Origin of the sequence: Marinobacter sp. SS21 (assembly GCF_028369065.1) — a bacterium.
Taxonomy (GTDB): Bacteria; Pseudomonadota; Gammaproteobacteria; order Pseudomonadales; family Oleiphilaceae; genus Marinobacter.
This window is the reverse complement of the sequence record NZ_JAQNDA010000001.1, coordinates 310504-322277: the sequence shown is the minus strand read 5'-3', so window position 1 is coordinate 322277 and position 11774 is coordinate 310504. Positions and strand designations below refer to the sequence as shown.

General features: G+C 62.4%; 10 protein-coding genes. 8 read left to right on the top strand and 2 right to left on the bottom strand.

Annotation, left to right across the window (positions count from 1 at the left end; all coding sequences use genetic code 11):
* Positions 1-287 precede the first annotated feature (287 nt).
* A complete protein-coding gene (locus tag N6L25_RS01455; protein WP_271977253.1) occupies positions 288-1256 on the top strand; it encodes a 2-hydroxyacid dehydrogenase in 969 nt (322 codons plus the stop codon).
* Between the two features lie 36 nt (positions 1257-1292).
* Here the strand turns inward: N6L25_RS01455 and N6L25_RS01450 are convergent, their stop codons facing one another.
* Positions 1293-2633 (bottom strand): hypothetical protein, encoded by a 1341-nt coding sequence (locus N6L25_RS01450; RefSeq protein ID WP_271977252.1) that lies wholly within the window; start codon positions 2631-2633, stop codon positions 1293-1295.
* 237 nt (positions 2634-2870) lie between these two features.
* Here N6L25_RS01450 and N6L25_RS01445 point away from each other — a divergent pair, with 237 nt between their 5' ends.
* Positions 2871-4070, top strand: coding sequence for a 3-oxoadipyl-CoA thiolase (locus N6L25_RS01445; protein WP_271977251.1), 1200 nt, complete (start codon positions 2871-2873; stop codon positions 4068-4070).
* Positions 4071-4154: 84 nt separating this feature from the next.
* A complete protein-coding gene (locus N6L25_RS01440) occupies positions 4155-5324 on the top strand; it encodes an acyl-CoA dehydrogenase (RefSeq protein WP_271977250.1) in 1170 nt (389 codons plus the stop codon).
* 154 nt (positions 5325-5478) lie between these two features.
* Here the strand turns inward: N6L25_RS01440 and N6L25_RS01435 are convergent, their stop codons facing one another.
* Complete coding sequence (locus N6L25_RS01435) at positions 5479-6792, bottom strand: DcaP family trimeric outer membrane transporter (protein ID WP_271977249.1); 1314 nt, start codon at positions 6790-6792, stop codon at positions 5479-5481.
* 344 nt (positions 6793-7136) lie between these two features.
* On the opposite strand from N6L25_RS01435, the gene N6L25_RS01430 reads away from it, so the two are divergent.
* From N6L25_RS01430 to N6L25_RS01410, 5 genes are all read left to right on the top strand, one after another.
* Complete coding sequence (locus tag N6L25_RS01430) at positions 7137-8333, top strand: acyl-CoA dehydrogenase family protein (protein WP_271977248.1); 1197 nt, start codon at positions 7137-7139, stop codon at positions 8331-8333.
* A gap of 10 nt (positions 8334-8343) precedes the next feature.
* Entirely contained in the window at positions 8344-9486 is a 1143-nt protein-coding gene (locus N6L25_RS01425) for an acyl-CoA dehydrogenase family protein (RefSeq protein WP_271977247.1), read from the top strand.
* A 168-nt stretch (positions 9487-9654) separates the two neighbouring features.
* Entirely contained in the window at positions 9655-10410 is a 756-nt protein-coding gene (locus N6L25_RS01420) for a class II aldolase/adducin family protein (RefSeq protein ID WP_271977246.1), read from the top strand.
* Positions 10411-10446: 36 nt separating this feature from the next.
* Positions 10447-10911, top strand: a complete 465-nt coding sequence (locus N6L25_RS01415; RefSeq protein ID WP_271977245.1) for a MaoC family dehydratase — start codon at positions 10447-10449, stop codon at positions 10909-10911.
* Positions 10912-11081: 170 nt separating this feature from the next.
* Positions 11082-11771, top strand: a complete 690-nt coding sequence (locus N6L25_RS01410; RefSeq protein WP_271977244.1) for an SOS response-associated peptidase — start codon at positions 11082-11084, stop codon at positions 11769-11771.
* Positions 11772-11774 lie beyond the last annotated feature (3 nt).

The window sequence follows — 11774 nt, the reverse complement described above, 5'->3', positions numbered from 1 at the left end:
CCAAAGGTCTTGGTTTGCCGCGACTGTCTTCGTGATTGACTGTGATCAGGACGCCATTGCAGCCGCCCTCCCTGCCTGCACACCCGAGTCGGCAAAGTTTTGCTGTATGAAATTTCGCTATATTCTAATTCGTGGCCCCGACAAGTACCACTAAATGCAATCAATTTACGTGCCAGTTATGGAACACTCTTCCTTTTTGTTTCAGTAATACCTATTGATAGTGACACACAATTCCACATTTGGTAGCTTTCAGCGGTATATAATTTTGTCATGCGAAATAATGATGCTTGACTTTATCAACCAATGGCTACCTTGAGGTGCTCAACATGAAGGTGCTCTTTGCCGCCGGCGACCCCAAGCCGGAGCGCTGGACCGTCCCCATTCAACAACTGCTTCCGGAAGCGGAAGTGTTCAACTGGGACCCCAACGGCGAACCGGTCAACGCCGATTACGCCATCGTCTGGCAACCGCCGGAGGCCCTGTTCGAGCGGGAACGGCAGCTGAAGGCGGTATTCAACCTGGGCGCCGGCATCGACGGCCTGCTCAAGGTCGCCAACCTGCCCCGGGACATTCCCGTCGTCCGTCTGGAAGACGCGGGCATGTCGGTGCAGATGACCGAACACGTCATTCACCAATTAGTGGACATCAGCCGCAACATGCAGGTTTACCGGGACCAGCAGGCTGCCGGCACCTGGAAGATCCACCGCCCCATTCGCCGCAAGGACTGGCCGGTGGGTGTCATGGGCCTGGGGCACATTGGTAAGCGGGTGGCCCGCAGCATCGCCTCGCTGGATTATCAGGTCAGCGGTTGGGCCCGCAGCGAACACCATTTGGACGGCGTCACCTGCTACGCCGGAACGGACCGGTTCGACGACTTCCTCGCCCAGACCCGGGTCCTGATCAACACCCTGCCGTTGACCGATGCCACCCGCGGCATCCTCAATGCCGACACCCTGGCCAAGCTGCGCCCCGACGCGGTGGTGATCAATGTCGGGCGCGGCGAGCACCTGGTGGAAGACGACCTGTTGCAGGCGATCGACAACGGCCAGGTGGCGCACGCTTCCCTGGACGTGTTCCAGAGCGAGCCCCTGCCGGCGGATCATCCGTTCTGGCAACGCGCCGAAATCACCATCACCCCCCACGTGTCGGCACGCACCCAACGGGACGACACCCTGGAGCAGATCACCGGCAAGATTCGCGCCCACAGCCAGGGCCAGCCGATCACCGGCGTTGTCGATATGTCCCAGGGTTATTGATCCACCCCCGGCTCGCACCACCGTGCGGGCCGGCTCTCACATCAGCGCATACCATACCGCCAGCAACGCCATCAGCAGCGGCAGCAGAATCAGCACGAACACCCCGTTCCAGCCAAACGCCACCAGCCAGCGGGATACCTGGCCGAACCGGGACAGCAGCATCACCGACGGACCGAACGGCGACAGCATCATGGCCAGGGCAAAACCGATCACCAGCGCCACCGACAGCAGTAACGGGTCCATACCCAGCTCGGCCAAAGGCGGCAGCAACCCGGCAATCACGCTGAGGGTGGTGATGGGAATGACCCCCAGCGCCGACAACAGCGGCAGCAGCAACAGGCCAGCCAGCGCCAACAGGTAGGGGCCGGTGTGTAGATCGACCAGCTGACTGACCACACCCTCTGGCACCTGGGTAATCAGCGCCACGCCGATGGCGGCGGAGGCGGCGAAAATCGCCATCTCATTACTCATGGCGTTAACGTTGTCGCCGGCCTCCTTTAATACCGTCAGCAGCGACCGATCCTGGGCAACCATGAACACCAGGGTCACCGTCGGTACCGCCAACATGGCGGCGCGAGAGACGTTGAACCCGGTGAGCGCCACCAACAGGGCCATCAGCGCCAGAACCGCGACCACCACCAACACCAGCAGACCGCTCCCCTTGGGCCAGCCAGCCAGGGACACCCGCTCCTTACTCACCCATCGAAAACGCCGGTATTCCAGCACCCAGCCCACCAGCACCATCAGCAACGCCGAGGCCAGGCCGAACGGCAGCAACTGGGACCAGCTTAAGGAAGGTACTTCCCGGGTGATGATGGCCACCGCCACCGACGTCGGGGCCACCAGGGGAACCAGGGCAAAGCCCCGCAGCACGCTAATCAGCACGCTGCGAATCCAGCGCAACCGGGACGGGCCGGTAATGCCTCGCTGGGACAGGGTTTGCGACAGGCTGCCGCAGAGCAGGCTCATCACCCCGAAACTCAACACCGACGCCACCAGGCAACTGGTGACCGCGTATTTGGGGTACAGCCAGACAGGCGGGCCGCCGAGCAGCACATCATGAACCCGACGCAGCACCTCAAAACGCCGTACCAGGCACTGCATGGTGCCGAGACTGGCCAGGAAAGCCGCGTAAAAGGCCGCACTGGCGGCGGCATCCGCCAGCTGGGCCGGATTCAGCCGCCCCAGGGCGTAGCTGCCAAACACCACCAGCAACGCAATCAGGAACAGGCCACGGGTGTAGCCTTGCAGACGGGCCGCCATAGCCAGAAAGTACGCCAGTAACAGGCCACCGGCCGCAACACTGAGCTCGCTGGCGGCACTGGCCAGGGCCAGCAGCTCGAGAATCACCGCCAACGGCAGCAGGTATCGACACATAGGCGCTCGTCTTTGACCAAGGGATCACTTGCATTTGCGATGAACGAAGATTAGTCTTCATCGACATCTTTACAAAACTGTATTCCGCATAACGGAATCATGATAGCATTATTAGCACTGTGAACGCGAATTCCATATCACAGGGTTGCATCACGCAGTTGCATCACGCAGTTGCATCACGCAGTTGCATCACAGAGCTGCAATGTCACTGTCAATCGCGAGGACGCAGGAGAGACTATGAGCGCCTACATTTACGACGGTTTGAGAACGCCTTTTGGACGCCACGCCGGCGCTCTGGCAAAAATTCGCCCCGACGACCTGCTGGCCAGCGTGATTCGTGCCCTGGTGGCACGCAACCCGTTCGCCGCGGCTGACTACGAAGATGTCATTGCCGGCTGCACCAACCAGGCGGGTGAAGACGCCCGCAACCTGGCCCGACACGCCGGCTTGCTGGCAGGCCTGCCCATGGAAACCGGCGGCTTGACGGTCAACCGGCTGTGCGGGTCCGGCCTGGCGGCGGTGATGGACGCCGCCCGCGCGGTTCGCTGCGGTGAGGGCGAGCTGTTTGTGGCCGGCGGCGCCGAGAGCATGAGCCGGGCGCCGTTCGTGATGGCCAAGAGCGAAGCGCCCTTCAGCCGGGACTTCCGTGCCTTCGACAGCACCATTGGCGCCCGCTTTCCCAATCCGCGCATCGAAGGAGAGTTTGGCGCCGACACCATGCCGGAAACCGCGGACAACATTGCCCACGATCTGGGGCTGACCCGGGATGCGGTGGATCGCTTCGCCGCCCAGAGCCAGGCCCGCTACGACGCCGCCCTGAAAGACGGCTTCTACGATGCCGAACTGCTGGCCATCGAGGTGCCCCAGGGGCGCAAGAAACCGGCCGTCTCCGTCGACCGGGACGAGCACCCACGACCCCAGTCTACCCTGGAGGCCCTGGCCGGGTTGCGCCCGCTGTTTGCCGATGGGGTGGTGACCGCCGGCAACGCCTCCGGCATCAATGACGGCGCCGCGGCGTTGCTGATCGGCTCCCGCGAGATCGGTGAGAAAGCCGGCATCGCCCCCCGGGCACGCATCGTGTCCGCCGCCATTGCCGGCGTCGAACCGCGGGTCATGGGCTACGGCCCGGTGCCCGCCAGCGAGAAGGCCCTGGCCCGTGCCGGGCTGACGGTGAACGACCTGGATGTCATCGAAATTAATGAGGCCTTTGCCGCCCAGGTGCTGGGCTGCACCACCAAACTCGGCATCGCCGCCGATGACCCGCGCCTGAACCCCAACGGCGGCGCCATCGCGGTCGGCCATCCGCTGGGTGCCTCCGGTGCCCGCCTGGTCCTCACCGCCACCCGCCAACTGGAACGGAGCGGCGGCCGCTACGCCCTGGTCACCATGTGCATTGGTGTCGGCCAGGGCATCGCCGCGGTGATTGAACGCGTTTAAGACTGAACCCCGACCTTAGCGGTCGGTCACACACCCTGTGGCGGTGCCCGTCACCGCCTGTCTATGTCTATCAGGAGAACTTGCATGGCTTCCGCACCCTGGGATGACCTGCTGCAATTCGACAAGCAGCTTGATGAAACCGAACGACAGGTTCGCGACAGCATTCGCGCCTTCTGTGACCAGCGGCTGATGCCAGGCATCACCGAAGCCAACCGTCACGAGAAGTTTGACCGCAACATCTTCACCGAAATGGGCGAACTGGGCATGCTCGGCGCCACCCTGCCGGAACGGTACGGCGGCCCCGGCCTGAACCACGTCTGTTACGGACTGATCGCCCGCGAAGTGGAACGGGTGGACTCCGCCTACCGCTCCGCCCTGTCGGTGCAGTCCTCCCTGGTGATGTACCCGATCTTTTCCTACGGCAAGGAAGCCCTGAAGCAGCGCGTGCTGCCCAAGCTGGCCTCCGGCGAATGGGTCGGCTGCTTCGGCCTCACCGAGCCCAACCATGGCTCCGATCCGGGCGGCATGGAAACCCGTGCCAAGAAAGTGGACGGCGGTTACCTGCTGTCCGGCTCGAAAATGTGGATCACCAACTCGCCGATTGCCGACATTTGCGTGGTGTGGGCCAAACTCGATGGCGTGGTCAACGGCTTCGTGATCGAGCGGGAAGGCGCCAGGGGACTGGACACCCCGAAGATCGAGGGCAAATTTTCGCTGCGGGCGTCCGATACCGGCTCCATCTTCATGGACGAGGTGTTTGTCGCGGAAGAGAACCGCCTGGACGTCGAAGGCCTGAAGGGCCCGCTGAGCTGCCTGACCAAGGCTCGCTTTGGCATCAGCTGGGGCGCCCTCGGTGCCGCCGAGTTCTGCTGGCACGCCGCTCGCAACTACACCCTGGAGCGCCAGCAGTTCGGTCGCCCGCTGGCCGCCAATCAGCTGATCCAGAAGAAGCTGGTGGACATGCAGACCGAAATCACCCTCGGCCTGCAGGCGGTGCTGCAACTGGGCCGTATGATGGACGCCGGCGAGGCGACACCGGACGCGGTATCCCTGCTCAAGCGCAACAACTGCGGCAAGGCCCTGGACATCGCCCGGGTTGCCCGGGACATGCACGGCGGCAACGGCATCTCCGATGAATACCACGTGATCCGCCATGTGATGAACCTGGAAGCGGTCAACACCTACGAAGGCACCCACGACGTCCACGCCCTGATCCTGGGCCGTGGCCAGACCGGCATTCAGGCCTTCAGCTGAGCCCCAAGCCGCAGCCACAGGCAGGGCCAGGGCCCTGCCTTTTTTTCGCCCCAAAAAAAGCCCCGCAACCGAGGGGATCGGTCCGGGGCAAAGTTGCGCAAGGCTACCTGAAAAAGCTGGATTAACTCGTCACCCGGGAAGGCAACCAATCGCCTCAGAACGTCATCTTGGCGGAGGCCATCACCTGCTGATACTGCTTGCTGCTGTCGGAATCGATCACGCCGAAATCCCAGTAGGCGTATTCAAGGCCCAGGGTGAGATTCTTGTGGGCGGACCACAACAGATTGAGGTGCGCCGAGGTGGACGCATCGAAGTAGCTGAGGGTACCCGCTGGCGACGCCTCCAGATCGGAGACGATCTCGGTATGGGACAGGCTCAGGTTGCTGCGCCAGTTCGGCGACCAGAAATGCCGGTAAGCCACGGTGGCACCGTAAGTCTCCAACGGCTCCACCTCGCCGGCAGCCAGGGCGCCCAGATCCACATCCGGGTAGGTGAACAGGCCCATGTAGCGGCCCAGGCTGCCGTAGTTGTACTGCAGCCGCAGGTCGTCACGACCAAAGGTCGGAATTCGACCGCTCAGGGAAACCGCGCCGGTAACCTTGGTCTGATCGGCGGCATCGTCCTCCAGGTTACGCAATACCCCGGCAATGGAGTACAGGCCATAGCTGCTGCGCAGCTGGTAACGTGCCACCAGATCCGGGTAGGACTGATCGTCATAGGATACCGAGCCGAAGCCGTCTTCCGGATTTTCCAGGGCCACCATCAGTTTGCCGCCGGGGGCGGCCATGGAGTAACGCACCATTGGCTGCATCACGTAGATAAAGCCGGCCATCTTGCCCTGGTTAAGAATCTCCGGCATGGCGGCCAGGTCGGAGAAGGTAGTGTAGGTCTGGCCGAAATCCCAGCCGTTCCAGCTGCCGTAAGCCTGGCGCAGGCGGGGTGAGTAGCTGTTGGACACCACTTCGTTACCGGGGGCGTCGATACCCTGCTGGAAGTCCATCTCGAGGTAGGTCCGTAGCGTGTGGCCAGCCACGTCGTCGGTTTCGGTACCGAAACTGAAACGGGATTCCCGGGCGGTCAGTGCCACCTTCCAGTCGGTATCGCCAGAGGCCGCTGCGGCGGCGTAGGTCCGGGGCAGGCCGATGGAGTAACCGTTCATGGTGCCGTTACCGTCGGAACCGTAGATCAGATCGGCCTTGATATAGCCACCGAACGACAGGGTGGTGTCACCGATTTTCAGACCGTCGCCTTTCCTGAGGATGTAGGGGTTCTCTTCGGTCATCTCCGGTGCCGTGGCCACGGCACCCTCCAGTTTGGCCTCCAGCATTTCCACCCGCTGACGCAGCTGCTCCAACTCGCCATCCTGGGCAGATGCAGCGCCGGCGCCCAGGGCAATCATGGGGAGCACGGTTAAAGCGACGGCTCGGGCAAGGGGGTGGGCTCGGAAAGCCGCTGTTGTTTTTGTCATCTCAAACCTCTGTTGTTGTCTCTGTTGTTGTGTCTGCTGTTGTGTCTTGTGTCGTTTTCGTTTGCTGCGATGGAAACCTTTCCACTGTCGAAAATTAATATTCTGCATCGCGAAACATTAATCAGCTTATGTTTCGATGTGCAGCACATGCTTCCGTGTTTTTGAATATATCGCTTACCTTTTAACGCAACAACCCTTCGGAATTGAATTTTGACAAAAGTCGAAGTCACAGAGTGATTTTTGTATTTCACAACCGTTGACAGAGAGTGATGGACTGGGACATCATTGAGCGATTCTGCTATGCGGTATATATTTTCGCTATCACGCACCGAGAGGTAGGAACCATGAACATCAACTACACGGCCGAAGAGCTCGCCTTCCGGGACGAAGTGCGTGCCTTCCTGGATGACAAGCTACCGGCGGACATTGCGGAAAAGGTCAAAGGCCTCCGCAAACTGTCGAAGGAAGACCACCAGCGCTGGCAAAAAATTCTCAGCGCCCAAGGCTGGTACGCCACGCACTGGCCGGCAGAACATGGCGGCGTCGAGTGGAGCGCGGTGCAAAAGCACATCTGGGACGAAGAGTCCTGTCGTTACGGTGTGCCCCGCACCATTCCGTTCGGGGTCAACATGGTGGCACCGGTGATCATCAAGTTCGGTAACGAGCAGCAAAAGCAGCAGTACTTGCCCCGCATCCTCAGTGGTGAAGACTGGTGGTGCCAGGGCTACTCCGAACCCGGCGCCGGCTCTGATCTGGCATCCCTGAAAACCCGCGCGGTGCGCGACGGCGATCACTACATCGTCAATGGCCAGAAAACCTGGACCACGCTCGGCCAGCACGCCGACATGATCTTCTGCCTGGTACGCACCAACACCGAGGTCAAGGCTCAGGAAGGCATCTCCTTTCTGCTGATCGACATGAACACCCCAGGCATTACCGTGCGCCCGATCATCACCCTGGACGGCGAGCACGAGGTCAACGAGGTGTTCTTTGAAGACGTCAAGGTACCGCTGGCAAATCTGGTGGGTGAGGAAGACAAGGGCTGGACCTACGCCAAGTACCTGCTCACCTACGAGCGCACCGGCCTGGCCGGCATCGGCCTGTCCAAGGCGGCGCTGGGGCACCTGAAGTCGCTGGCCAGCCGACGTCTGAAGCACGGCCGTCCGCTGATCGAAGACACCGGTTTCAGCCAACGCATCGCCCAGGTGGAGATTGACCTGATGGCGGCGGCCATCAGCAACCTGCGCATCATTGCCTCGGTGGAAGGCGGCGGGGTGCCTGGCGCGGAAAGCTCCATGCTCAAGGTCCGCGGTACCGAGATCCGCCAGACCATCAACGACCTGGCGCGGCGGGCCATCGGCCCCTACGCGATTCCGTTCATTGAGGAAGAACTGGCGCTCGACTTCGACGGCGACTACCTCTCCGACGAGTACGCGGCGCCCCTGTCCGCCCACTACTTCAATAACCGCAAGCTGTCGATCTTTGGCGGATCCAACGAGATCCAGAAGAACATCGTGTCCAAAATGATTCTCGGCCTGTAAGGAGACGACCATGGATTTCAAACTGAGCGAAGAGCAACAGATGTTGCAAGACACCGTGGCCCGGCTGGTGCGCGGTGAATACACCTTTGAGAAACGGCTGCAATTCAGCGCGACCGAGGCCGGTTTCAGCGAGGATTTCTGGAAGCAGCTGGGCGAACTGGGCCTCACCGCCGTGCCCTTTGCCGAAGAACTGGGTGGCTTCGGCGGCACTGGCGTGGAAGTGCAGGCGGTGATGACCGAGCTCGGCCGCGGCCTGTGCCTGGAACCCTACCTGCAATCCATCATCCTGGGCGGCGGCCTGATCGAACAGGCTGGCAACGATCAGCAAAAACAGCAGTGGCTGCCGGGCGTCGCCAGCGGTGAGTTGCAGGTGGCCGTGGGGTTGCAAGAACCCCAGAGCTACTACGACCTGAACGAGGTCGCCACCCGCGCCGAGCAAACCGCCGCCGGTTACACCCTCAATGGCCGCAAGGCGGTGGTGATCGGTGGCCATAACGCCGGCTTGCTGGTGGTGTCCGCACGTACTTCCGGGGACGTTCGGGACACCGCCGGCATCAGCCTGTTCGCCATCGACCCCAACGCCGAGGGCGTGGAACGCCGGGTCTACCCCACCATCGACGGGGCCAAGGGCTGCGATGTCATCCTCAACAACGTCACGGTGCCGGCCGATGCCTTGCTGGGCAGTGAAGGCCAGGCCGGCGACATCATCGAATACCAGGCCGGTCGCGCCATCGCGGCGCTGTGTGCCGAGGCGGTGGGGGTGATGGAAACCACCACCGAGCTGACGCTGGACTACCTCAAGACCCGCAAACAGTTTGGCGTGCCCATCGGCAGGTTCCAGGTCTTGCAGCATCGCATGGTGGATATGATGTCCGAACTGGAACAGGCCCGCTCCATGGCGATCCTGGCCGCCAGCGTGGCCAACCAGGCTCAGGGCGACGAACGCCGTCGTACCCTGGCCGCCGCCAAGAACGTCATCGGCCGGGCCGGTCAGTTCATCTCGGAGAATGCCATCCAGTCCCACGGCGGGATTGGCATGACCTGGGAGTACAACTTCGCCCATTACGCCAAACGCCTGATTACCATCAACCACCAGCTCGGCGACGACGATGTCCATCTGGAGCGCTACGCCGCCCTGATGCAGGCCAGCTGATACCACCCAGTGTGTGAGCCTGGAGGTTCCCTGGGCTGAGCTCTGCCGCACTCCAACCGGCGGGTCAAAGCCTCCCCTCTCCAGTCGGGAACCTCTTTATTCGGGTGGCCAGTTGGCCACCCTTTTTTATTCCGGGCCAGGCCCGCAAGCAACATGGAGGATCGTGACATGCAAGACCGACTCGACAATAACGAAGCACAAGCCCGCGCCGAGTGGCAGGTCCGCACCGACCTGGCCGCCGCCTATCGCCTGGTGGCGTTGTTTGGCTGGGACGACCTGGTGTTCACCCACCTGTCGGCCCGGGTACCCGGGCCCGAGCACCATTTCCTGATTAACCCCTACGGCCTGTTGTTCCATGAGATCACCGCTTCGTCCCTGGTGAAGGTGGACCAGGACGGTCAGGTGATCGAGTCCGGTGGCGTGCGCCGGGTCAATCCCGCCGGGTTCACCATCCACAGCGCGGTGCACCTGGGTCGCGACGACGCCGGCGCGGTGATGCACCTGCATGCGGCCGATGGCGTGGCGGTGTCCGCCCACCGGGACGGTCTGTTGCCGCTCAGCCAGACCGCCATGCTGTGCCTGGACCACCTGAGCTACCACGACTACGAAGGCGTTGCCCTGAATCTGGATGAGCGCCAGCGACTGATCCGGGACCTGGGCGACAAGTCCATGATGATCCTGCGCAATCACGGCCTGCTGACGGCCGGTCAGACGGTGGCCGAAACCTTCACCTACCTGTATTTCCTGATGAAGGCCTGTGAGATCCAGGTGCGTGCCTTGGCCTGCGGCCCCACCCATCAGCCCTCGGCGCAGGCCATCCAGACCACCGCCGACCAGTCCCAGTCCCTGGGCAAGGCCGCGGCCCTGACCTGGCCGGCGCTGCGGCGCCTGCTGGACAGCAAGAATCCGGGCTACGCGGTGTAATCCCTCATCCTGACCTCATCGAGAGCGACCACAACAATGCTGACAATACCTTTCGATTCCCTAACAGACTATCTGGGCATCACCCTCGGCCACAGCGCCTGGACCCAGATCAGCCAGGACCGGGTACAGGCCTTCGCCGATGCCACCGGTGACCAGCAGTGGATTCATGTGGATGTGGCACGGGCACGGCGGGAGTCGCCCTGGCACAGCCCCATCGCCCACGGCTTCCTGACCCTGTCACTGTTGCCGCTGCTAAACCAGCAGGTGTTCCGGGTCGCTGGCACCACCGCCAGCATCAACTACGGCCTGGACCGGGTACGTTTTCCCACCGCGGTGATGGTGGGCGCCGAGATCCGCAGCAAGGTGGAACTGTTGGCGATTAGGCCCCAGGGCGAAGACCGGACCCGGGCCAGCTACCGCAGCACTCTGGAGGTTCGCGACCAGGACCGGCCCGCCTGTGTGGCGGAGCATCTGGTGCTGTATACCCGCCGCTCGCGCTGAAGGAAGCAGAGGCTGCACAGAGCGTCAGTAGTGAAATGGTGAAGTGGTGAAGTGATGAAGGGAACAGTGGAGGTGACGGCAGCAATGGATCGACCCAGGCTCGTCTCAGCCCCCCATGCTACCCTTGCCAATGAGAGCGGCATGAGCACCGAGAATAAGGAGGGCGGCCTGTGTGCGGACGCTATAACGTCATCGACGACCCCGACATCCGCCAGCTGATGGCGAGCCTCGGGTTACCGCTCTACCCGGAAACCCGGCTCAACATCGCCCCCGGCGGCTGGGGTCAGGTGGTGTTTGACGATGGCCGGGGGCGGGTCCTGGAGGACGCCATCTGGTCACTGCTGATCGAGCGCAAACCGGACGGCAGCGGCTTTCGCCCTTCGCCCAACTACAGCACCTTTAACGCCCGCGCCGGGAAGCTGGGTTCCAGCCCGTTATGGAAACGGCGCTTCCCCCGTCAGCGCGCCATCATCCCGGCCAGCGGTTTTCATGAATGGACCGGCGCCAAGGGCAACAAGCAGTGCCACCACATTCGCGCCACCAGTGGCGCCATCGCCTTTGGCGGGCTGTATGAGATCTGGGAGTTCGACGGCCAGCGGGTGCCCGCGTTCAGCCTCATCACCCTGCCCCCGCATCCGCGCTTCAGCCACGTTCACGCCAAGAGCTTTCCGCTGATGCTGACGCCGGACGATTTCGAGCTGTGGCTCGACCCGGACCTGCACAATACCGACCCGTTCCAGCACCTGTTCACCAGCCATATCCCCGTCCCCCTCGACATCACCCCGGTGCGCTCGCCGGAAACACTGGCGGTCATGGGGGAAGCCGAGATCCTGCCGGCCGACGACCACTGGCAGGGCTGATTG